This is a genomic window from Candidatus Kryptoniota bacterium (assembly GCA_036567965.1).
Lineage (GTDB): Bacteria > Bacteroidota > Ignavibacteria > Kryptoniales > JAKASW01 > JAKASW01.
In genome coordinates, this window is record DATCTN010000029.1 from 20,739 (window position 1) to 44,634 (window position 23,896).

Annotated in this window: 18 protein-coding genes, 1 pseudogene and 1 riboswitch; of the genes and pseudogenes, 10 read left to right on the forward strand and 9 right to left on the reverse strand. The window is 50.9% G+C overall.

Features of this window, described 5'->3' with window-relative positions; all coding sequences use genetic code 11:
- Positions 1–179: 179 nt before the first annotated feature.
- Complete coding sequence (locus VIS48_13385; protein ID HEY9167143.1) at positions 180–716, forward strand: LEA type 2 family protein; 537 nt, start codon at positions 180–182, stop codon at positions 714–716.
- Positions 717–784: 68 nt separating this feature from the next.
- Here VIS48_13385 and VIS48_13390 read toward each other — a convergent pair whose 3' ends face one another.
- From VIS48_13390 to mnmE, 5 genes are all read right to left on the reverse strand, one after another.
- Positions 785–1,570, reverse strand: coding sequence for a hypothetical protein (locus VIS48_13390; GenBank protein ID HEY9167144.1), 786 nt, complete (start codon positions 1,568–1,570; stop codon positions 785–787).
- Between the two features lie 219 nt (positions 1,571–1,789).
- Positions 1,790–5,017 carry a transcription-repair coupling factor gene (gene mfd / locus VIS48_13395; protein ID HEY9167145.1) on the reverse strand — a complete coding sequence of 1,076 codons (3,228 nt, stop codon included), beginning with the start codon at positions 5,015–5,017 and terminating at the stop codon, positions 1,790–1,792.
- Positions 4,995–5,936: an N-acetylmuramic acid 6-phosphate etherase gene (gene murQ, locus VIS48_13400; protein HEY9167146.1), complete on the reverse strand. Its 942-nt coding sequence runs from the start codon at positions 5,934–5,936 to the stop codon at positions 4,995–4,997. Before murQ ends, mfd begins: the two co-directional genes overlap by 23 nt.
- A gap of 125 nt (positions 5,937–6,061) precedes the next feature.
- The gene (gene mnmG, locus VIS48_13405) at positions 6,062–7,936 is read right to left on the reverse strand and encodes a tRNA uridine-5-carboxymethylaminomethyl(34) synthesis enzyme MnmG (GenBank protein HEY9167147.1); all 1,875 of its coding nucleotides are present in this window, start codon (positions 7,934–7,936) and stop codon (positions 6,062–6,064) included.
- An 80-nt stretch (positions 7,937–8,016) separates the two neighbouring features.
- Entirely contained in the window at positions 8,017–9,423 is a 1,407-nt protein-coding gene (gene mnmE, locus VIS48_13410; GenBank protein ID HEY9167148.1) for a tRNA uridine-5-carboxymethylaminomethyl(34) synthesis GTPase MnmE, read from the reverse strand.
- 147 nt (positions 9,424–9,570) lie between these two features.
- On the opposite strand from mnmE, the gene VIS48_13415 reads away from it, so the two are divergent.
- Both VIS48_13415 and VIS48_13420 read left to right on the forward strand, forming a co-directional pair.
- The gene (locus VIS48_13415; protein HEY9167149.1) at positions 9,571–10,788 is read left to right on the forward strand and encodes a pyridoxal phosphate-dependent aminotransferase; all 1,218 of its coding nucleotides are present in this window, start codon (positions 9,571–9,573) and stop codon (positions 10,786–10,788) included.
- A 251-nt stretch (positions 10,789–11,039) separates the two neighbouring features.
- Positions 11,040–11,498 (forward strand): YbhB/YbcL family Raf kinase inhibitor-like protein, encoded by a 459-nt coding sequence (locus tag VIS48_13420; GenBank protein ID HEY9167150.1) that lies wholly within the window; start codon positions 11,040–11,042, stop codon positions 11,496–11,498.
- Positions 11,499–11,644: 146 nt separating this feature from the next.
- Here VIS48_13420 and VIS48_13425 read toward each other — a convergent pair whose 3' ends face one another.
- Positions 11,645–12,520 carry a radical SAM protein gene (locus VIS48_13425; GenBank protein HEY9167151.1) on the reverse strand — a complete coding sequence of 292 codons (876 nt, stop codon included), beginning with the start codon at positions 12,518–12,520 and terminating at the stop codon, positions 11,645–11,647.
- A pseudogene (locus tag VIS48_13430) lies at positions 12,439–13,026 on the reverse strand (cobalamin-dependent protein). The gene VIS48_13425 and the pseudogene VIS48_13430 overlap by 82 nt, the downstream one beginning before the upstream one ends.
- 260 nt (positions 13,027–13,286) lie before the next feature.
- Between VIS48_13430 and VIS48_13435 the strand changes: the two are divergent.
- The 5 genes from VIS48_13435 to VIS48_13455 all read left to right on the forward strand — a co-directional run bounded on the left by VIS48_13435 (position 13,287) and on the right by VIS48_13455 (position 18,131).
- On the forward strand, positions 13,287–14,216 hold the full coding sequence (locus VIS48_13435; GenBank protein ID HEY9167152.1) for a phosphate/phosphite/phosphonate ABC transporter substrate-binding protein: 930 nt from the start codon (positions 13,287–13,289) through the stop codon (positions 14,214–14,216).
- The gene (gene phnC / locus VIS48_13440) at positions 14,217–14,978 is read left to right on the forward strand and encodes a phosphonate ABC transporter ATP-binding protein (GenBank protein HEY9167153.1); all 762 of its coding nucleotides are present in this window, start codon (positions 14,217–14,219) and stop codon (positions 14,976–14,978) included. It begins immediately after the preceding gene.
- On the forward strand, positions 14,975–16,051 hold the full coding sequence (gene phnE, locus VIS48_13445) for a phosphonate ABC transporter, permease protein PhnE (GenBank protein ID HEY9167154.1): 1,077 nt from the start codon (positions 14,975–14,977) through the stop codon (positions 16,049–16,051). Before phnC ends, phnE begins: the two co-directional genes overlap by 4 nt.
- 205 nt (positions 16,052–16,256) lie before the next feature.
- The gene (locus tag VIS48_13450; protein HEY9167155.1) at positions 16,257–16,706 is read left to right on the forward strand and encodes a DinB family protein; all 450 of its coding nucleotides are present in this window, start codon (positions 16,257–16,259) and stop codon (positions 16,704–16,706) included.
- A 339-nt stretch (positions 16,707–17,045) separates the two neighbouring features.
- A complete protein-coding gene (locus VIS48_13455) occupies positions 17,046–18,131 on the forward strand; it encodes a crosslink repair DNA glycosylase YcaQ family protein (protein ID HEY9167156.1) in 1,086 nt (361 codons plus the stop codon).
- A 29-nt stretch (positions 18,132–18,160) separates the two neighbouring features.
- Here VIS48_13455 and VIS48_13460 read toward each other — a convergent pair whose 3' ends face one another.
- Both VIS48_13460 and VIS48_13465 read right to left on the reverse strand, forming a co-directional pair.
- Positions 18,161–18,727, reverse strand: a complete 567-nt coding sequence (locus tag VIS48_13460; protein HEY9167157.1) for a hypothetical protein — start codon at positions 18,725–18,727, stop codon at positions 18,161–18,163.
- Positions 18,714–20,273, reverse strand: a complete 1,560-nt coding sequence (locus VIS48_13465) for a hypothetical protein (GenBank protein ID HEY9167158.1) — start codon at positions 20,271–20,273, stop codon at positions 18,714–18,716. The genes VIS48_13460 and VIS48_13465 overlap by 14 nt, the downstream gene beginning before the upstream one ends.
- Before the next feature lie 306 nt (positions 20,274–20,579).
- Positions 20,580–20,793: riboswitch (cobalamin riboswitch) on the forward strand.
- Between the two features lie 94 nt (positions 20,794–20,887).
- On the opposite strand from VIS48_13465, the gene VIS48_13470 reads away from it, so the two are divergent.
- A complete protein-coding gene (locus tag VIS48_13470) occupies positions 20,888–22,807 on the forward strand; it encodes a TonB-dependent receptor (GenBank protein ID HEY9167159.1) in 1,920 nt (639 codons plus the stop codon).
- Positions 22,804–23,859, forward strand: a complete 1,056-nt coding sequence (locus VIS48_13475; protein HEY9167160.1) for a YncE family protein — start codon at positions 22,804–22,806, stop codon at positions 23,857–23,859. Before VIS48_13470 ends, VIS48_13475 begins: the two co-directional genes overlap by 4 nt.
- The last annotated feature ends 37 nt before the right edge of the window (positions 23,860–23,896 follow it).

The following is a 23,896-nucleotide window of genomic DNA, read 5'->3' on the forward strand; positions in this document are numbered from 1 at the left end:
GGTATCTCAAGATCGCCAATACGGCATTAGCCTTTGACGCGCACATCTCCTCGAAGAAATCGCACCTTGAGACAAATCATGGAGAGCTGGGAAGGGAAATTGAAGTTGAGCTCCAATCCTTCCGATAATAACATCGGTGAATCATTCATAAAAAGGGGCGTTTGCTTAAGAGGTGTCCTATGAGCATGTATAAAATAGTTTTGCCAGTCTTGATGTTCTTCGTTGCTGGATCTGTTTCAATCGCACAGATAGTTACGGGCAAACCATCGTCTCCAAAGAAGCCCGAGATAACTTATGAAAAAGTCGATGTGAAGAATGTTTTACCGGACAAGGTCTGCGTCGATTTTGTATTTCTAGTCAACAATCCAAATACATTCGGCATCGACAATGTGTTTGCGGACTATGAGCTATTTCTTAAGAAACAGCCGGCGGGTTCAGGCAAAGATATGAAATTCGATATTGCCGCGGCCGGGAAGTCGGAATTGAAAATGCCCATGGAAATTCTTTACAGCCACGCTTTTAAGTCATCCGAGGAACTTACGAAAGCTGTACTTAGTGGGCAGAAGACAATTCCCTTCCGATTGGAGACCAAATTCAAAATCCCTCTTGGCATTTTGCGAGTCGAAATACCTGTGACTGCGACGGGCGATCTTCCCCTTCCCGAGATCAGGTCGACTCCGACTGGAAAAGCGCTGCCAAAGCCTAAGTTCCATTAGTCGTCAAGGCTGTTGATCACCGCATGCTGTGACTGCCACTGAGCTCGACCCCAGGCCGTGAGCCACTCTCAGTAACTGGTCAGTTCCACCGTACCATTCAGAGCCGAAAGTGAAATCGTCCCTTCTCCAGTGCCCAGCGTTCCTTTGAGGCTCGTTCTAGAACTGGAAGCCAACGTCAGAGACAGATTCGAGACGGACACTGAGCCGTTCAGTACCGATGCCGTGACGCTTGCCGACGTCGACGTGGGCACAGCCAGCAGAATATTTCCGTTCAATGTGCTAAGAGTGCATTCCCCGTTTTGTGGAAGTGTGACTCTCCCGTAAATATTTCCGTTCGTCAGATTCGACTCGACGCTTCCCGCAATATCTTCCGCCGTAATTGTCCCGTTCACCTGCGAGATTCCGACGGAATTGTTGATGTCCTGTACATCCACCGAGCCATTGACGTTGTTTATCGAGACCGTCCAGTTCTTAGGGACTCTAATGTTGTAATCAACTCTATAATTTCTGTCGCCGCTGCTATTCGGCTGAGTTGTTCTGAGTTCAACAACGCTGTCGGTAAGGACTGTCGAGATCTCGATGTCCCCGATGTGGCTTTTCGCTTCATCAACGGATTGGTCCTGAACTGTCTTGCGACCCGAAATAATTACAGATGTAACCGTGTCGTCGCCGACGACATTAATATTCCCGTTGATGTTCTCGATCGAAATCCCTCCACGCTGACCGAGCGGTTGAGTGATCGAGAAGTTTTCACCATATTCGGACTGAGAATTATTATTGACATTAATATTGCAGCCGGCCAGGAGTGCGCCGGCCAAAATCCCGATAAAGAAAAACTTAATCTTTGGACGCATAGACGTTCCCCCTCTTTTTGGATTTTTCACAACGCTCATGTCTTAAGAATTCCACCGCACGCTCGCACATTGGACTGAAATTACGACAGCTGCTTTATCTAAAGTGAACGATGTTTCACACGACTCGACGCCCGCGGGGGTCGCTTCAATCTATCTTTGCGTAGGTTATGACACAAGTGCGGTGGGAGGTGTATGTGCGCGCCGACAAAACACCGGGCATCAGTGAAGAAGGTCGATCAACCTTACAAGTTGCTCTATCTTTTCGTCGTCCGTATCAGGAAGCGCCGACGTGAAAACTATTTCGATTTTTGCCTGCGCTTTTTCTTGAGTGATTCTATGAGTGATGTCGTTAACCCGGTCGAGCGCGTTCATTATGCCGGGAAAAATATTCCTGTAAAATTCTCTATCGTCGACCGGAAGATGCAGCTGCACGCTCGACCCATGCATTTCCACCTTAGGAAGCCGGAGCGGCTCCAGTGATATTTTCAAGCTGATAAGTTTTAGGAGGTGGTCGGCCTGGAGAGGAATCTTTCCGAACCGGTCGACCATTTCTTCGCGCATCTCGGTGATCTCCTTTACGTCTGAAGCTCTCGACAATCTCTTATAGAAATCGAACCTTTCGGCATCGAGAGAGATATAATCGTCCGGTATGAACGCGTCTACGTCGACTGTGATTTGCGGCTCGACCCTTCTGCGCGTGAGAGTATCGAGCTGCTCCGTCAGGTGCTCCTCGAATTTCGCTTCCGCGACCGCCTCTTCCAGGACGCGGTTGTACATCTCGAACCCCATGTTGTTTATGAACCCGCTTTGTTCTCTGCCGAGGAGGTTTCCGGCTCCTCGGATTTCCAGATCCCTCATCGCAAGGTTGAATCCCGAACCGAGCTCCGTGAATTCCTCTATAGCTGTCAGCCTGCGGACCGCGTCTCTCGTCAGATTGGAAAATTGCTGCGAGATAAGATAAGCATACGCCTGCACGTTTGACCGTCCGATTCTCCCGCGCAGCTGGTACAGTTCCGCCAACCCGAACCTGTCGGCGTTATTCACAATGAGAGTGTTCACTGAAGGTATATCGATACCTGACTCGATAATCTTCGTCGCGATCAGCACGTTTAGCTTCTTTTCGAGAAAGTGGATCATCGTCCGCTCGATATCGTTCGCTTTCATCTTTCCGTGAATTATCCCCGCCTTCGCCGCCGGGACTCTTCGTTTGACAAACTCACCGAGTTTTGCCAGGTCCTTTACCGTGTCGCTGACGACATAGACCTGACCGCCGCGGGCGATCTCCCGCTCAATCACCGACTGCATGTGTTTTCCGTCGAATCCGACAATGTACGTGTCGATGGGCAGCCTGTTTGCCGGAGGCGTTTGCAGGATCGATATGTCCATCGCCGACGAAAGCGACATGTAGAGCGTTCTCGGTATAGGCGTCGCCGTCATGTAAAGGGTGTCGACATTTGCCTTCAACTGCCGGATTTTTTCTTTCGCCTCGACGCCGAACCGGTGTTCTTCATCCACTACGAGGAGACCGAGATCGTGGAACTTTACGTCGCCCGAGAGAAGCCGGTGAGTGCCGATGACAATATCGACTTTGCCAGCTTCAAGCTTATCAAGAATTGTTTTCTGCTCCGATTTTTTTCTGAATCTGGAAAGAACTTCTACCTTCGCGGCGTAATCGGAGAGCCTGTCGCGGAACGTGTTGAAATGCTGTTCGGCGAGAATCGTCGTCGGGACGAGGACCGCTACCTGTTTTCCGCTCATCACCGCTTTGAACGCGGCGCGAACGGCCACCTCTGTTTTGCCGAAGCCGACGTCGCCGCATAGCAGCCTGTCCATCGGGTTTTCGCTTTCCATGTCCTGCTTGATCTCGGAAGTCGCCTTCACCTGGTCCGGCGTGTCCTCATACACGAACGAAGCTTCAAGTTCGTGCTGCCAGATGCTGTCAGACTGAAAATTGAATCCTTTGGATTTTTTTCTCTCCGCGTAGAGTTTAATCAGGTCCCTGGCAATGTCTTTCAACTTTCCCTTCGCACGTGTTTTCATCAATTGCCAGTCTGCGCCGCCGAGCTTGGAAAGCTTCGGTTTGAAACCATCCTCCGAAGCGTAACGCTGAAGCTTTCCGACGTACCCGACGTTCACATAGAGAGAATCCCCTTCGGCATATTCGATCTTGACGCACTCCTGTAAACTATCGACGATCTTAAGCTTCTCCATCCCGAGGAATCTGCCGATCCCGTAATCTTCATGGACAACGTAGTCGCCTTTTCGCAAGGTGGTGAGGTCTCGTCTCAGTAGACCAACGAATTTCTTGGCCTTGTCCTTACGGGAGACGAGCGGAGAGCGTCTTCCAAAAATCTCGTGCTCGGTAAGAATGGCGAGTTTGTCCTCGGGTAAAATGAATCCGCCGGAAAGCGAACCCTGGACCAGAGTCAATTCTTCTCTCAGCATCGTACCGTTGAGCTCATCGTACTCGGCAAGCATGTTTATAAAATTATCTTCGAGATGCTTGGTGCTCGAAGCAACAACGATCTTGTATCCATCGGCGGAAAGTTCGTCTATCTTCTTTGCGGCGAACTGGAGCTTTCCGCCAAAGGTCGGCTGCGGGAGCACGTTTATCTCGATCACACCCTCCGGCCGCTCGAGGATATTCCAGTCAATAGTCTGAACATTTTCGGAGAGCCTTTCTTTGAATTTTCGAAACTCCCTGGAATTTTCGTTCGGTATGGTGGATGGCTCGAAGAAGACAACAAGCGTTCCCTCAGGAACCTGATCGGCGAACGGCGCATTATTTCTTTTCGAGTCGGAGAATGGCAAAACCGTAAAGGAACCGATCGTCTCAATTGACCGCTGTGTGATAGAGTCGAAAACCCTAATGGAGTCGACGTTGTCGCCGAAGAAATCGATCCTGACCGGATTCTCCGCCGAATCGGAGAAGATATCGATAATGCTTCCGCGCACTGCGAAATCACCCACCTCTTCGACATAATCTTTCCTCTGGTAGCCATACCGAACAAGCGTCGCAATCAACATCTCATGGTCGAGGTCCGAATGCGCTAGGACTTCCACTGCAGTTTCCTGCAAAGATGCGTGGGCAGGAACGTCTTTGAAAACTGAGCTGTAATCGGCGACATAAAGATTCTTCTTGCCGGTGTAAAAATCGAATAAGCCTGCAAGATTGATTTGCTCGTCGGTAACCAGATCGACCGGGAGATGACCGGAGTAGATCGCGAAATCAGACTGGATCCGTTCGCTTGAGTCGCGATCATCCGTTACCAGGAGAATACTTGTGCGGCGTGTGGCAAGGAGTCTGGTCATGACGAAAGTGACGAACGGGAGACTAATAGAATGCAAAGCCGCAGGAGTACCAGCCGAAAGCCGGTCGGTCACTTTTCGCACGGTGGTGAGCTGAGAGAGAAGCGCGTTCAGCTTATCGGGAGCTGTGTCCTTCAAGTTGCCTTTCTATCGCCTTTCGCACGAAGCCGTCCGACTTTGCCAATCTCTTCTTCGCTTCTGCCGCGTTCACATTTGCGCACATCATCACGACGGCAGTCTTCACATGACCGCCCGCCAGCTTGAGGATCTTCGATGCTGTGTTATAGTCTGTGTTCGCGATTGTCATAAGTGTCCGTTTAGATCGCTCATGGAGCTTCTCGTTCGTCATTTGAAGGTCTACCATCATATTTTCGTAGACCTTCCCGAGTTTCACCATTGATGCGGTGGTGAGCATGTTCAGGACCATTTTTTGCGCCGTGCCGGATTTCATGCGCGTAGATCCCATGATTACTTCCGGACCGACTTCAGGACAAATCGCGACATCGACATCGAGATCAAATTGGGAACGCGGGTTAGTGGTAACGAAAATTGTTTTCGCACCGACCTCTCGGGCCTTTTTCACGGCGCCGACGACATAAGGAGTTCTCCGGCTCGCGGCAATTCCGCAGACAACGTCTTTGTCTGTAACAGAAATAGCCACGACATCGTTGGCGCCGTCGGATTCACTGTCTTCAGCGCCTTCCTGAGATCTAAAGACGGCCCGCTTGCCGCCGGCGATCAGGCCGCGGATCAGACCCGGATCTGTGCCGAAGGTCGGAGGGCATTCAGCGGCGTCCTGCACTCCGATGCGACCGCTCGTTCCGGCGCCGACGTAAATCAGCCTACCGCCGCTTCTCATTGCAACGACCACAATGTCGACGGCACGAGCGATATAGGGAAGTTCGAGGTTTACCGCGAACGCAATCTTCTTGTCTTCGTTGTTTATCACTTTCAGGATTCCGAGCGTGTCGAGTGAGTCAATGTCAGTTGAAGCTGGGTTTCTGGATTCAGTCGTGAGCGATATTAATTTGTCAAACAAAGTTGTTTGTTTGGTCATTCAAGGACTCCTTCTTCCAACATTTCCAAGCGTGAGCATACCAACTACTCCGGACCACTTTCTGTTACAGGTTCGCATTTTTTGATCCGGAGTTTCTATTGGTGTTCATTGTTTCACGTGAAACATTATCCATGTAAATAAACCATCAGCACGGAGATATCGGCAGGAGACACGCCAGAGATGCGGCTTGCCTGTCCGATGGAGGCGGGTTTGACTCGAGAGAACTTTTCAAGCGCTTCTCGCGAGATCGATTTCACTCTGGTGAAATCAAAACCCTCCGGTATTTGCATCATGTCGAACTTGTTGAACTTGTCAATCTCATCGTGCTGTCTTGCGATGTAACCGTCGTACTTTGTTTCTATCTCAACTTGGTTAACTACATCCCTCCGGCTTGCGGCGTCCTGGGGAACAGAATCCGTGCGGAAGAATTCAAGCTCCAGCAACTTCCCGAGCTCGACGTTTTGTCTCTTGATGAGCTGAGACAACTTCTCGTTTTCGTCGAGTGGCGAAGATCCGATCGAATCGAGATACGAGTTCACGGCGTATGGTGGTACACTCTTGGTGTTGACGTAGTCTGTGAGGATGGCGATCGCTTTTTCCTTTTGGACAAGGGAAGTATAAGTGTCCTCAGGGATCAGTCCGAACTCATGCCCATATCTCATGAGCCGCCTGTCGGCATTATCCTGCCGCAACATTAGCCTGTACTCCGCCCGGGATGTGAACATTCTGTAGGGCTCGTCTGTACCTTTATTAACGAGATCGTCGATAAGAACCCCAATGTACGCTTCAGATCTTTTAAGTATGAACGGCTCCTTGCCGCTTAGCATCAACGCAGCATTGATGCCCGCCATAATACCCTGACCGGCGGCCTCTTCATAACCGGACGTTCCATTTATCTGGCCGGCGAAATAAAGTCCACTGACAAGGTGAGTCTCGAGTGAAAGTTTCACCTGGTGTGGCGGGAAGAAATCATACTCCACCGCGTATCCCGGACGGAGCATCTCCACATTTTCCAGTCCTGGAACCGTTTTCATTGCCTCGAATTGCACTTCGGCGGGTAGGCTTGTAGAGAATCCATTGACGTAGATGACGTCAGAACCTCGGCCTTCGGGTTCAAGGAATATTTGGTGTCTTTCCTTCTCGGCGAACCTTACAATCTTGTCCTCTATAGACGGACAGTACCTGGGTCCGATCCCCTTTATAAGGCCGGTGAACAGTGGTGAGCGGTCAAAGCCCGTCCTCAAGACTTCATGAGTCCGATGGTTCGTGTATGTCAAGAAGCAGCTGATTTGGTCGCGGGTCACCTCGCGGGTCTGGTAAGAGAACGGTTCGGGTTCTGCGTCCCCCGGCTGTTCTTCCACCTTCGAGAAGTCAATACTCCGCCTGTCTATTCTGGGAGGTGTCCCGGTTTTCAGTCGCCCACTCACGAATCCCAGCTTTTCAAGCGAGGCTGTCAGACCGGTTGCCGCAGGCTCATTGAACCTGCCTCCTGCCCGGCTGCTAAGTCCTGTGTGCATTATTCCATTCAGGAATGTCCCCGAAGATATGACGAGAGCCTTACACTGCACCCTCATGCCGGTCGAAGTTTCGACACCTGCGATTGATCCATCCTCAACAGATATCTGTGTGACCATGTCCTGTAGGATGTGGATATTTGCCTGGGCCATGATACGCTGTCTTGCCTCGATCGAGTATCCTTCTCTATCATTTTGAGAGCGAGGTGACCAAACGGCCGGTCCTTTAGATCTGTTGAGCATCCGGAACTGAATGCCCGTAGCATCAGCAATCTTTGCCATCTCGCCGCCAAGCGCATCTATCTCGCGGACGAGGTTGCCTTTTGCCGTGCCACCAATGGCCGGATTGCACGACATCCTGCCAATCGCAGCGACATCCATAGTCATCAACAGCACGGAGTGTCCCATTCTGGCTCCAGCCAGAGAGGCCTCTATACCAGCGTGACCGCCGCCTATCACAATTATGTCGTATTTCAAGCTTCCCATTTTCCAGAGATCACAATATCGTTGAAATTAAGACACAAGATTCTGGCGGGCTGTACCACCCTGTGTTCCACGTGAAACATTCATTTACCTATACAGAATTTTGAGAATATGTTGTTAAGGATATCTTCTGTGGTGACCTCACCAGTAATTTCACCTAGTGCATCCAAGCCACATCTCAGGTCAAAGACGACAAATTCTCCTGATTTTCGACTTTTCAGCGATTCTATGGCCGAATTCAAGCTGTTTTTGGCCCTTTTGAGTGCGTCAAAATGTCGGGAGCTGGTCACCACTACGCTATTTTCGTCAGATTTTTTAGCCAGCGCCATCTCATATAACCCTTTTTTCAGCGATTCAATTCCTTCACCTGTAAGCGCAGACACGTAGTAACTCGACTTGTCCGACGGTTGACGAAACGCCTCTGTCTTGTACAAATCTATCTTGTTGAAAACCTTTAAGACTCTGACGTCTTTTTTTGCACAGGACTCTATAAGCTTGCGGTAAATAAGATCGCTTTGTACCATCTCCTTCTCGCCATAGTCCATAGCGAGGAGAAGGATGTCTCCCTCTAATGATTCCCTTTCCGCTCTCTTCACCCCCTCAAATTCAATAAGATCTCCGGTCTCCCTGAGGCCGGCTGTATCTGTGAGTCTGAACAGGATGCCGCCCAGAGAAATACTCTCTGAGATCGTGTCGCGCGTTGTACCCGGGATATCGCTCACGATGGCACGATCCTCTTGAAGAAGAAGGTTCAGAAGACTCGACTTGCCGACGTTAGGCTTACCGGCGAGCGTCACCCGAACTCCTTCCTTGTAGATCCTCCCAACAGAGTATCCGGATATCAGCCTCGACACGGTCTCAACGGCTTCTCCAAGTCGATCCTCAAGTGTCTTCCTGTTTGCGAACTGGACATCTTCGTCTGAAAAGTCAAGCTCAAGTTCGAGTAGCGACGCCAGATTTACGAGTTCTTCCCTGGCGGTTCTGATCTCCCTGGAAAGGTCCCCCGAAAGCTGTCTCAGCGAACTCTTGTATGCCGCATCGCTCTGTGAATGGATCAGGTCTCCGATCGCTTCAGCCTGAGAAAGATCGATCTTGCCATTAAGAAACGCGCGCTTAGTAAATTCACCCGGTTCAGCCATGCGCGCGCCGGCGCTGAGGATTCTCTGAAGGACCTTTTGCGTGACAATCCGTCCGCCGTGACAGCTGAACTCGACAGTGTCTTCTGACGTGTAGCTATTCGGCCGTCTGAACACGACGGCTATCACCTCGTCAATGAATGAACCATCGGCATCTGTTAGTTTCCCGAAGTGCGCGGTATGAGATGGAACGTTTGACAGAGGACCCTTCCCAACGAACACCTTGTCAGCTACGGAGAGCGCTGCCTGTCCCGAGATTCTCACGACCGCGATTCCGCTTTCTCCCACGGCCGTGGCAACCGCGGCTATAGTATCATTGTCTCTCAATTTCACGATCATAGATAAATTTAACACTCTGCTCCTCACTTCTAAACCGCCTGCGAGACATTGGAGGCTTTCTCTCGCTATACAGCAACGGGTCTTTCCACTGCAATCTTTAATCTCCCAACTTCTTGCATGTCTCTCTCTTTGAATCGATCTTGATAATAAAAGACGAATCACATGAAAGTTCTGAAGAAGTCCTCGAAACTCAACAACGTCTGTTATGACATCCGCGGACCGGTCCTTGATGAAGCCAAGCGACTTGAGGATGCCGGCGAAGATATTCTAAAGCTGAACATTGGCAATCCGGCACCTTTCGGTTTCAAGGCACCGGACGAAATTGTAAATCAAATCTCAGCGAACCTCGCGAACGCCGAAGGATACATCGACTCTAAGGGACTTATCGAAGCGAGACACGCGGTTGCCGAGTATTCAATCGAAAAGGGAATTGCGGGAGTGGACGTCGATCATGTTTTCATCGGAAACGGCGTGAGCGAACTTATCATGATGGCTATGCAGGGCCTGCTCAACAGCGGCGACGAAATATTAATACCTGCACCAGACTACCCGCTGTGGACAGCAGCGGTGGTCCTCGCCGGGGGAAAACCGGTTCATTATACTTGCGATGAAAACTCGGATTGGTACCCGGACCTTCACGACATCAGGAAGAAAATAACTCCGCGTACGAAAGGACTGGTTGTTATAAACCCGAACAATCCTACTGGTTCTGTTTACCCAAAGGAATTGCTCGAGAAGATCGTGAAGATTGCCGCGGCCAACCGTTTGATCGTTTTCAGCGACGAAATATATGACAGAATCTTATATGAAAATTCGGAACATGTGTCGACCGCTTCACTTGCAGACGACGTTCTTTTCGTCACTCTCAACGGCCTTTCCAAGTCGCACCTCATCACGGGTTACAGAGTCGGCTGGATGGTGTTCAGCGGAAACCTCCGGATCGCGTCAAGCTACATTGAGGGCGTCAATATGCTCGCGTCGATGAGGCTTTGCAGCAACGTTCCGGCCCAGTATGCAATTCCCGTGGCACTGAGAAGCGACAGGACAATAAGAGATCACACATCGGCCGGCGGAAGACTGAAAGGGCAGCGAGATCTGGGAATCGAAAAACTGAAAGGGATCCCCGGAGTATCTTGCACGATACCGCGCGGCGCATTTTATTTCTTCCCGAAGATCGACACGAAAAAATTTCATGTAAAAGACGACGAACAATTCGTGCTCGATCTCCTGAGAAAAGAGCGAGTGCTTGTAGTGCAGGGAACGGGATTCAACTGGTTCATGCCTGACCACTTCAGAATCGTCTTCCTACCGGAAAGAGATCATCTTGAGAAAGCTTTTGATTCTATTGCCAGATTTCTTGTCGACTATAAACAGAAATGAATCGATCTCACCCCAGAGGTCGCGACAGATTTGACGTTGATCGATCTCAGCCGACTTGTTAAAATGGAAACATGAAGACTCCAAGTCTCTGTAGCGTGCGCATCTGCTTGCGAACGACGGTATCGAGAACAATTCGATATACTCTTCTGCTTGCCGCGGCGATGTTCGCATTCAGTTGTGGCGGCACAAAAACACAAGACAGGTCTTCAGACAGCGAATCCGATTCTCTGAATTTGAAAACGGAGGGCAGTATGGCGTTTGTCCTGACGAGCACCGCCTTTAAGGAAGGTGAAAAGATTCCGAGAAAATTCACGTGCGACGGCGATGACATTTCCCCGCCACTGAAATGGACTTCCGCACCATCGGAGACGAAGAGTCTCGCGCTCATTACCGACGATCCCGACGCGCCAATGGGAACCTGGGTACATTGGGTGATATTCAATATCCCCCCGTCCGTAAAGGATCTTGCCGAAGGTGTTCCAGTAAAAGATTCATTGCAAAGCGGCGCGCTGCAGGGCAGAAATGATTCGCGCACAATCGGTTATAGCGGCCCCTGTCCTCCGGGCGGGACTCACAGATATTATTTCAAACTTTACGCGCTTGATACGACCCTATCGCTCAAGTCCGGATGTACTAAGCCCGACGTCGTGAAAGCAATGGACGGGCACATCATGGCACAGGCACAACTAATGGGAAGATACTCCCGGTAGTAAATTCAAGCGAGAGTGCCGCGTCGGGAATATTTGCGTGCGCCGCTCGGTTGCTGACACGATCCCCAGACTTCCGTCCCTTCGCACGGAATTGATCCTCAGCGGATCTCTCTACATGCCGGGCGGACTTACGAAACGGTTCCAGGTTAGACTGTGTATGGCGACTGCGGCAGATCGACTCGGTGTGTTCCCGCCTCGGCTCCGCAAAGGTAATGCATCTTGATTGTGAGCATTGACCGGTCTCTGACCATCTCCCTCCAGTCTCCAAAAGATAGGTGTCCTCTGGCTACTTCTGTCAGAAGAAAAAGTCCGCCGAGGACCGCCACTCTGAAAGGATAGCCGGTCGTATAGAGATTTGCCATCTCTTCAGCAAATTCCCCCAATGGCAACTTCGTTGGGACAAGAGGATGCAGGAGATCGAAGAGGTCCCGATTCGCATCTAGGACCGCGCCTCCGGACTCCTCAAACGCCTCGGTTCCCGGAAGCGGCGTCAGCACAGTGAAGAACGGAAGCCCGAGTCTCAATTTTCTCACATAGTTCTTCAGAGCGTTCATGTCGTCACGTGTCCATTGGGGATCCACGATGAATGCGACGACCGGTTCGATTCCATATTCGCGCAATAGCTCCAGGGATTTTTCATTTGTCTCAACATTATTTTGCTTCGCCGCCGCATCGAGACTGGCCTGGTCAACTTTTTCGAATCCTAGAAAAACGGACCGCAGTCCAATTTCGGACCACAGTTCAAGAAGCTCGCGGTGGTTAACGATAGAGTCGGTCCGCGCTTGTATCATGTACTTTATCATGATCCCTCTTTCCTTGATCAGCTTCCCGATGGTTTCTGCCCGCTTCGGACCGGCGAAGAAATTATCGTCCACGATCAGGAGTTGTTCGTTAGGAACGCTTTCGAGCTCTTCGAGCACCCTTGCTGGCGATCTCATCCTTACTTTCTTGTCATAGAATACCCAGACACTGCAGAAGCCACATCGATAAGGACAGCCGCGTGAAGTCTCAAGTGTGGAAATCGGCTGCTGACCATCAGTCTGTAACGTCTCGAGTACTTCTCAACCAATCCTCGCGCCGGCGGAGGAAAACTATCAAGCCGCCGCACAAAGCCGCGCGACAAAGTACTGAATTGTGTGCCGTCGAGATTCAATGTAAGTCCTGCGAGGTCTTTGAGGTTGCCGCGTTCTTTCAGGCATCTGATCAATTCAGGGGATGTTACTTCTCCTTCACCCATGACAACGACATTCACTGCAGGCACATTAAAATCGGAAGCACATAAAGTGGGATGATGCCCGCCGACGAATATGAATATCCCCGGATCGACAGACTCGATGCGAGCGGCAGTCCGGACGGTTTCATTGTAATCCACCGTGAATGAAGATGTAATGCCGCATGCGGCGACGTGATTGTTCTGAATTGCGTGTAATAGCCCATCGTTGCTTTCAAAACGCATGTCCAGGAGTTCCACGTCGCAATAGAGCTTCAGTGCACCGCCGACCGCCTCGAGACTCAGAGGTTCAACGCGTCCGAACGGATGAGCGAAATAGCCCTACGCCCGCGCGGCTGGACTAACAGCACATTCATGAGAGTCTCCCGTCTGAATTTACGCGTCCGTGGATTTGGTTTCAAACTCGCCGCCCGATTTTTTGTCGGACTTCATGAATAGTGTCGGCTCGATATTCTCCAATCGCAGCTATTAACATAAACTTAATGCCGGGGGAATAAGAAATCGTTTGAACGAATGTCCGGCGAGTGGCATATTCTTAAAACACCGTCGTGTGAAAATTGAAATTCGTTAAATATCTGGTCTATCTTTCTCCGGCGATACTCTTTGTCGTTGCGATTTCAATGAGGCAACTGAACGAAGGAGCGCTCGGTTCATATTCCAATCCGATCAGAATCTATTTTACTCCTTCTGTCGACGCCGACAGAATTTCCTTCAACGCAAAAACACTTACCGATTATCTCCATAAAGAAACGGGCTACTATTTCATCACGGCTGTTCCCGCCAGCTTTATAGCCGTAGTAGAAGCATTCGGGACCGGAAAGGTGGAAGTAGCGGCGATAAATACTTTTTCCTATCTGATGGCTCACGCGAAATACGGAGCTGAAGCCAGGCTCCGCGTAGTGAGAGAGGGAAACCAGATTTCATACAAGGGACAGTTCATCACGCGATTCGATTCGGGAATCAACTCCATCGACGATATTAACGGCAGAACGATGGCCTACGTCGATCCATCCTCAACATCGGGCTACATACTGCCGAAAGCGCTTCTCGACAACAAGGGGATCAAGCCGAGTGAAAGCGTCTTCGCGATGAGACACGATAACGTAGTCATGATGGTATACCAGAGGCAGGCCGACGCGGGCGCGACATATTATGCCCCGCCGAACCCGACGACCGGAGCAATAATGGACGCGAGGATGAGAGTCGCGCAGCAATTTCCCGACATCGCCGAGAAAGTCAAGATCATCGGATTCACGCAGGACATCCCGAACGATCCGTGGGTTTTTCGAAAAGATATGAGTGTGATAATGAAAGAGAAAATCATAAACGCGCTTCTCAAATTTGTCAAGACTTCCGAAGGGGAGAAGGCGCTCTTCGATATTTACGATATAACCGGACTGATCCCTACGAACGACAGCGACTACGACGGTCTGCGAGAAGTGCTTGAAAAACAGAACATCAAATTCGAAAACCTGGTGAAGAATTAAATGCTCCTCCAAGTTGAAAACCTGCACAAGTTTTACCCGTCCGGAACGCACGCGCTTAAGGGCGTAAGCATGGAAGTCGAGGAGGGCGAATTCCTCGTCGTCATCGGACTGAGCGGATCCGGTAAATCAACTCTCCTCCGCTGCATCAACCGGCTTATCGAGCCGACGTCGGGGAAGGTTTCATTTCTCGGCAAAGATATAACGCACATAACAGGGGAGGAGCTTCGGAACGTCAAGAAACAGATCGGAATGGTCTTTCAGCAATTTAACCTCATTAGACGGCGCTCCGTTCTCTCGAACGTCATCAACGGGAAACTTGGATCTCTCGGAACCCTCGAATCCATAATCGAAAAATATCCCGATGAAGTTTACGTCGAAGCTTACAAGTGTCTCGAGACCGTCGGAATACCCGAGACTGCGAACGAAAGGGCAGACAAGCTGAGCGGCGGCCAGCAACAACGGATCGCTATCGCGAGAAGCCTGATGCAAAAGCCGAAACTTCTCCTTGCCGACGAGCCTGTCGCGTCTCTCGATCCGGCGACTTCGAATTCCGTCATGCAATACTTCGAAAAGATCAACAAAGAAATGGGGACAACTGTTATCTGCAATCTTCACTTCCTCAGTCTCGTCCGGCGATACGCGTCGCGCGTCATTGCACTAAAAGCGGGCGAGATCGTGTACGAGGGTCTCCCGGGTGACATCGACGCCGCCTGGTTCAGGAAAATTTACGGAGAGGAAGCGGAAGAGGTAGAGATCCGATGACGGAAATACCGCCGGCTGATCCGCATCCCGCACGAATCATGGAGGAAATGAAACGCCGCGAGCGGAAACTGAATTTCTTCAATGCGATCCTCCTCGATATCTTCTTCGTGTTCTACAGCATCGTCGTGGTGCAGAGGGCAATCTACTACAAGTTTCTCCTTGATCTGAGGGATCTCCCGTTTTCGTGGTACGAAATCGGCGCGATTTTCGTCTCGAGTGTGATAATCGGAACGCTCTGGGCATATTCGAGGACATCCCTATCGTGCAGGCTTTTCGGCGTCGCGAACGATAACAGAATCACAAAGTGGACGGTCGAGATATTCGGCTGGTTCCTGTTCAACATCACGTTCATCGCCGGCTGGGTCGTCACGAAAATTTCAATCATCGGCCTTTTCAGCACAGACGGCTTGCAGGGAGCTGCACGAATCTTCGGCGCGTTGTTCCGACCGGAACTCGGCATTTTCGACGACGCCCTGTTCGCAATGATCGAGACTGTCTACATCGCGCTGATGGCGACTATGATTTCAATTCCGGTAACACTATTCATCAGTTTCTTCACCGCGAGGAACTTGATGAAAGACAACAAGCTAACGTTCGCTGTTTACTATTTCCTCCGGATCGTCTTGAATTTTGTCCGCTCGATCGAGCCCCTTATTTGGGCGATCATATTTTCGGTATGGGTAGGGATCGGCCCATTTGCCGGAATGATCGCGCTCCTGGTTCACACTATTGCATCAAACGCGAAACTGTACTCGGAGGCAATCGAAAGTATAGAAGAAGGTCCGGTTGAGGCGATCTCCGCGACCGGCGCTAACAAGGTCCAGGTTGTCTGGCACGCTGTTGTGCCTCAAATTGTTCTCCCATTTCTCTCGTTCACGATCTACAGGTGGGACATAAACGTGAGGATGGCAACTGTCATCGGACTCGTCGGCGGCGGGGGAATCGGTACAATGCTGATGCAATATCAGGGACTCGCGCGATGGAGGGAAGTCGGGCTCATTGTTCTCATGATCGCGTTTGTCGTGTGGGTAATGGACTTCATAAGCGCAAAGATCAGGGAAGCGATCTACTGAGCCATCCGCCGATGATTTGAATCAAGCTGTCGACCCCGCCATCGACTCCCATACCTGATTGAACCGGTATGATTCCCGCAATTTAAACGTTCTTGTATGACGCGGGTCAAGTCTCATTTGAAGGTGAGCTTTCCGCGGTGTATTTTTAAAAAGAGCGTCAGGTGTGATACCCGTATTCCTTAATTAGCAGCATGGAGAAAGTTGTATGTCACTTGATTTCAGCGAAATTATTTTGAGTATCGAAGAGCGGGAAAGAAAGCATCTTTTGTCTTTCAATGAATCAGATGTAAGCAAGAGACCATCACCTGACAAGTGGAGCAAGAAGGAGATTCTAGGTCACCTCATCGATTCGGCAAGCAATAATCATCAGCGGTTCGTACGCGCGCTGCTCACAGACAAGCTCGAGTTTCCAGCGTACACACAGCGGGAGTGGGTCAAGAGTCAGAATTACACGGACGAAGGCTGGAACCAGCTCGTGGAGCTGTGGAGCTCATACAACCAGCATCTCGCGCACGTCGTGGCACAGGTCCCGTCGGGTAAACTCACGACCCCCTGCAGGATCGGCACCAATGATGTCATGACGCTGGAGGCGCTCATTGCCGATTACGTCAAGCACATGGAACACCACCTGAAACAGTTGAGTGACGGAAAATAGTTCTGCATTACTCCGAGTGAGAACCGGGTCGAGCGTCCGATCCGGTCCGGGCTCTCGCGCACGAAGCCTGCGGTGCAACTTATTACGAATTCCAGAAACACATTCCGTCCGGCAAAATGACTTTTGAACCGAAGGAGGCTTCGACGGGGGTGTCCAAGACGGTCATATTTCATTCCGGTGTCCCATCTGAAAAGTACCCGGAGGAGTGACCGCAATGTCTCCCAGCCGTGTCTCGCCCCTCGTTCCGATTTCACACGAATGTTCACCCAGGATTTCGTTAATCATGACGACCTGGGCCTTCTATAAGTTTCTTCTGAATGCGGACTGAAAGGATTTCCGATGTCAGAATTCACAGAAAAGTCGCGCAGCTGGTCATACCACCGACAGCTCTTAGGCAAACGGGCAACCTGGGCAGATAAAGCATTAAGAGAGATCGTTGGTGTGAGCGGCTTGAATCAGGCGGGCGCACTCTCACTTCGTGCTCGCGTGAAATCTTTCGATGCGAAAAATTTTCTTGAACTGGACTGTAAACGTCTCGCGCTTCGTATTACCGGCATGAGGCGCGCTGTTTACATGGTCCCGGCAGAAAACGCGGGGGCTGTGTTCTCGGCAACCGCGGCCGACTCCCAATCTCCTCTTAGCCGCAACATGAGGACCGGGCCTTCAGCTCTTGACAAGAAGTACCGAGACCTCAGGGAGATGGTTGAAAAAGTGGCAATAAGTCCGCTCTCGCCGGTGGAGATCGCAGACGCGATAGGAATTCCCTTCCGAAATATCAGGCCGGTTATTAGCAGAATGACATCTGAAGGACGTTTGCTCGCTGTCGGGTCGAAGAGCATTCACTCGAACTGTTTGAGTTACGTGTCTGCTCGCTCGTGGTCGGATCGCTTCGCGCCGGTTGAGAGGCGGAAAGCTCTGACCTGGCTCGCAGCTGAATACATTCGCGCGTTCGGACCGGTACGAATAAAGGATTACAGATGGTGGGCGGGAACAACACCCGATTGCGCGATCGGGTCGTTCATGGAGAATGATATTGCTGAAATCGAAAGTGGATATTTCATTCTCAAAAACGACCTGCCTTCGTACGACAGATTCAGGCAACAGGAATTTGAAACCGTGGATCTCCTTCCGCTATGTGACCCTTACATTACCGGCTACGCGCCCGACGGGAGAGAGCGGTTCGTTGACCGAAAATTCCAGACCAGAATTTTCGGAAAGGTCCCGCCAACCATCGAGCAGGGAGTAGTCCTAGTAAACGGGACGGCAAAAGGAACATGGAACTACGGGTTTGTCGGGGGCAAGATGATCGTGTATCTGAAAATGTTCGTGGAAGGGACCGGCAGACTGAACTCCGCGATAAATGAAGAGCTCAATCAAGTCGCAGAGTTGTTTCAGGTAAAGAGCATGGTTGTGCGAGCGAGATAGTCTCCACCCGGAGAAAAATTTCCGAAAGGCTATCCTTTCATCAGTCGTCGCCTGTTGAACCTCAGGCTGTCCAATCTGACGTTTATCGGAATCCCCTGTGGAAATCTCGAGAATTTCTTGATCCCCAACCACCAATCTATGGTAGGGTCCTCTTGCTCATAGTGGTCCGCCCAGGAATCTGCCGAGGCTGATGCTGTTCCAACGATAATCCACGTCGGGAATGTAAAGATGAGTCCCAAACCGTGCGAGGCGGTCGAGAGCACCCCAAGAAGCGTCCACTCACCGAGCATGTTTGTCTCGTTCGAGTGTAGCTCGAGGATGGCCCGTTGAATGTTGCCACAACGAACTACTGTTGCCCTCGTCTCAGTCAGGACATAAACATTGCTATCCTGATAAGCGATAAATTCACCTTTGACGACAGCTTGCGGGCCCGTTCCATTTGTTTCCAGGGTAATCCATCCGCCGTAGACCTCCCATTGCGTCTCGGTGTCTTCAACCAGGTACCCCGATGGAGCTCGAGTCGTCGCGCACCCGGAAGTCCCGAGAACGGCGAGTGCACAGAGAGGAGCCAGCAGAACAATCTTAATGCTCGACATATTTGCTTCTCCAGAAACTCTGTTCCATGAAGGGCTCGACCTTTTTGAAACGAGGTGCCAGAATCTTGAGATACCGGCCTGGGTCCGAGAACATCGTAAGAGTCATGCTGGGATCCTCTTCCGCGAGCCACTCTTTTCTCACCCACTCCAAATAATATCCCCTTGCTTGGAGGAATATCTCGTAATTTTCATAATCTTCGGGCATCCTGTAGATGATTGAATACTTATCTCCCGGCATTGTGACAAGGGAAGTTCCCGAGCCGCTCAGGCTTTCCTTTGCCACATCATCGTTCGTTGAGTCACCGCGAATCACGGCCAGCGGTTGGATTGTTACCGGCTCAACTCTCTTATCCAATCCGGCAAGTGCCACATAGTCGATCCGCCATAAGCCTTTCGTCATTACGAGCCGGATCTTTACCTGACCTGAAGTCAGTCGAGGGAGCGGAACCAGTTCGAAATTGGTAGCGATTGGACCTATCTCTGAGACCTCTCCGGCTTTTTCCCATGCTCCATCGTTTCCTCGTACCATCACGTCAATTCCGCCTATCGCTCCCCAGAAAAGGGTTTTGGCTTTGGTAACGTAATCCGAATTCTGTCTCTGCAAATCCGCGACCAAGTAGCCGGAGGAATTTCCCATGAATGCCAGCGCCTGATAGAATAGATACGTTGTCAAAAGCGTCTGCCTGTACCCGATAACTAAGCCGGCCTCAGATGATGGCGCCCGGTTAAATGTAAGGTAAATACTTTCCTTTGCAGCAAGGTCATTTGAGTCGGCTGCACTGCATCGTTCGATTCCATCCGCCGCTGAAATCTGCTGCAAGCAGTCGCCCTCATCTGCAACTGCGGATTGAGGCGCAATCCTCTCCTTAGACTCGAAGAACTCTCCGGACGGCGTAACAAACACTCGAGCGCCCCTTGAACGCGGGGCGAGAAGTATATGCGCGAACTTTATGACGTGTGTCTCCATCGCTTCGTTGGTGAGCACCACTTCAAGGTTCCTGTTAACGGGCTTTGCCATGTAGAGGGCGTCAATGTCAGTCGCCTCGAAGGAGGGAGTAACACTTGCGGAAAATGCTTCGGCTTGAACCTTCATTCTCTTACCATCCCACACATAAAACGTCGGACACGAGCCGAAGCAGGCTTTCGGATGAGTAAGACAGAATACCGTCAGCGCGGCGGACACGCCGGTGACAATACACATTGCCATAAGCGGACCTGAAGAGCTCACGACGTTGCTCTCAAACAAAGCGACGTCCCCGAGTGGAATTGCAAAACTGTCCTGCTTCACCAACGCACGATATGGGTCGAAGAGTCGCCCTTTTCCGTAGACCTCTCTGCTTTCCTCGTTCACCTTCCAGTTCTCCAGAACGTAAACGTCACCGTTCATCATGTGTACTTTCAGGAACTTTGACGATTCAGTGATCTTTCCTGACTCCAAAACCTGGTACGTGCTTCTGGCCACCCGGTTGGATGAACATCCGGCGACAAGAATGATCGAGCATGAAAATGCGGCAGCAAAAAATATTACCTGTTGTCTTTGGTGCATTGATTTGCCTCCTGACTTGTCATACCCAGCGACGCAGGCAAGTTAATAATATGCAACGAATATCTCATTCCCCGCTGAAGGACTATAAGTCAGATCCGGCTCTTTCGCCGCATTTTAATCGCCGTCGGATCGACTCATGCAGACCGGCGACGGCCGCGGATCCCGGTCTCTTCATACCTCACCCATGAGCAGTGAGGAAGATTAAGACCTCAAGATATTACTCCGCGTTGCCTCGCGCTGTAAATCGGATCAAAACATTCCGCTTGACTGGATGTCGTTTTCTCTCTAACTTTCTGACGAGTTCTTTAAAACGATTTTAGTTCTGGTGTCCGTCCGCTCTTGTAACGGACCGACTAAAAGGGAACCCCGTCCGGAGAATTTACCGGGATAAATCGGGAGCTGCCCCGCAACTGTAACCGGCACCACGTCGCCTCCCACTGCTTTGCATCAAGCAGGGCGGGAAGGGTGGCGACATCCCAGGCCGTAAGCCAGGAGACCTGCCAGGACTTTCACGAATCAAATGCCTTCGAGGGAGAGGCCGAATTCACGGCGCAGCAGCGCCGGAGTTTTATCTTTCAGCCCGCCCTCATTGGCGGGTTTTTTGTTTCTACCGAATGATATTGATAGCTCTGACATTGTCGATTAACGATCCGGCCACCGACTCAACCCGCACATTCCGCGCGCCGGAAGTCGTCGTGTCGTCGACGCGCATCCCGCTTAAACCGGAAGACTCGCCCCAAAAGGTCGACCGCTTCGATGTGAAGGATCTGAATCCTCTCGGCATCTCGACCGCGGCAGAAGTATTTTCCCTCGCGCCGGGAGTGTTCGTTAAAGATTACGGCCCTGCTCAACTGTCGACGATAAGCATCCGTGGAACTACAGCTGAAGAAACTCTATTCCTCTTTGACGGAGTCAGATTAAACGGGATTCAAAACGGACTCGTGGATAATTTCCTCGTGCCGATGTCCGATATCGGTTCGATCGAAGTCTCTCATGGGGGTGCGTCGGCCCTCTACGGTGCGGACGCGATGGGCGGAGTCGTGAGCATGTCGACTGAATTACCGAAATCGTCCTCGATGAGTATCAACGCTGGCGCCGGTTCATTCGGAGATCAGCAAGTCGGCGGAAGGATTTCTCAGCTCTTCGGAGGCGCGTCAATTACCGTCGCTGCAAACCAGGAGCGGGCAAGAAACAATTACGATTTTATTTTCGGCGACGGTGCAGAAAATTTCGCAATGAGTAGAACAGGCGCCGATTTTATGAAGCGCGACGAGCTCGCGAGCATCGGCGTTCCGACATGGAATGGCTACACAACCTTCATTGTCCAGAATGTCGATGCAGACCGCGGAACTCCAGGCGCCGTAACCGGTCCATATTTCACCGGAGTGGCGAGAGAGCATGACAAAAATACGGTCGCTATCCTTCAGAATTCCGGCACTCTCGGTGCGGCAAACTACACGGCAGGTCTCGGTACGGTCTATGGTTATCTGCATTACACGGATCCATCTCTTCTCGTGAATGGAAATGAAACGAACGATTACTACAAAATGCTTTCGTTCCAGCCCGGCCTGCAATTATCCTTCGGTGATAAAAGGGAAAATCTTATTGCCGGACTCGACGGGGAGTCGGACCGCGCGGCAAGTTCGGAAATGAATGAAATAAGAGATCGACAAAGGTTAGGAGTCTTCGCGAGCGGATCTTTCGTAATCAACGAAAAACAAAATTTTGAGATGAGTATATTCCCTGCTGCGAGATTCGACGACTACTCGGATTTCGGGAGTTCGATTAGCCCCCGTCTCGGGATAAACGTTAAACCTGCGGCGGCAGTCCCGATCCACCTCCGCGCGAGTTTCGGGACTGCGTTCCGAGCACCGACATTCAACGATCTCTACTACGGCGGATTGGGAAATCCCAACCTCAAGCCCGAAAGATCCGTCGACTACGATGCCGGGATAATCATGAATTTGGATTCACCTCTCGACATATTCATAGACGCGGGTTACTACAACATCGAGACTCGCGACGGAATTGTCTGGCTTCCTAAAACCGCGACAATCTGGCTGCCCACAAACTATTCGAAGATTTCGTCCCGGGGTGTCGAAGCAAGCCTTCAGGCGAGCTGGAAAAGTTTCATCATGCTAAGAGGTAGTTACTCCGTCGGTAAATCCCTGGACGTTTCGGACCCGTCCGATCAATCGTCATACATGAAACAATTGATTTACACTCCCGAGGAACAAGCTTCACTTCTTGCGACTTTCTCGCCCTCGATTTTCAAACTTTCAGCAATCGTCAGGTATGTCGGTTTCAGATTCTTCACTCAATCGAACGACCAATTCCTGCCGTCATTTACCACCACAGATATTTCCGCGTCGGCGGGATTTCGCTTCGGTCACACAACGGTCGTGCCCCTATTCCGGATTAACAATGTATTCAATCTCACCTACCAGGTTTTACCTCAATACCCCGCTCCGATGAGGACGTTCGATTTCGATCTTGAAATAAGACTTGACCAATCACCCCGCGAGGCGTCATGAAAAGAATTTTGGTTCTCGCATTCACAACTTTTGTCATCAGCTCATGTGTAAAATCGCCGACGGGTCCGGGCGGCGGAAACACGCTCACTAACGCTTCGGTCGTGTACGTCGTCAACGAAGGCAACTTCGGAAAAGGCAACTCGAGTCTCACGGCGTATTATCCGGATTCGAACGCGGCGGTCACCGACGTATTCAAGATTGTAAACGGGCGGAATCTGGGAGACACCGGAAACGACATCGCAATTTTCGATCAGAAGGCTTATATCGTAGTAAATAATTCCGACAAGATTGAAATCATCAATTCACAGAACGCATCGTGGGTCGGAACCATTTATTTCGCGGCTGGGACAAGTCCGTACAGGATTGCGATCGACGCGCAGGACAATTTAGGATTCGTCTCTGATCTACAAACAAACGCGGTGTCCGTAGTAAACCTCACCACAAATTCTCTGACGGGCGATACGATTTCTGTCGGAAATAATCCGTACGGCATTGCATACTATTCGGGATACGTATTCGCCGCGAATTCCGGTTACGGATCGGGCAATACCGTGAGCGTGATAGACGCGGTGTCGAGGAAAGTAGTGAAGACGGTGACTGTCGGGACAGGTCCCACTGAAGTGTTATCAGATGGGAGCGGAGTCGTGTGGGTAGTATGTCCTGGAAATATCGGCGACATCGGGAAGGTTTATCTCATCAATACCTCGACGCTCGCGGTGGTCGACTCGATCAACACGAACGCGGGCATCTCGGCGTACGGCGGACATGCGTTCGCATTTGACGCCGACAGAGGCGCCGCTTACTTGATTGCCGACAGCTCCGTGATTAAGTTAAACCTGACAACGCACCAGATTTTGAACGACAACTTTATAAGCGGGACTTTCTTCGGAATGTCTGTAGACGGAGCGACAGGCAATATATTTCTCACGGACGCGAAGGACTACCAGTCGAACGGACAAGTTTACATTTATTCGCCCACCGGAACGTACACCAGCAAGTCCTTTACCGCGGGAATTATTCCGGACGCCATGGCATTCCAGAGAGGATTTTAGTTGAAGAGAATTTTCATTTCAGATTCGGAAACGATTT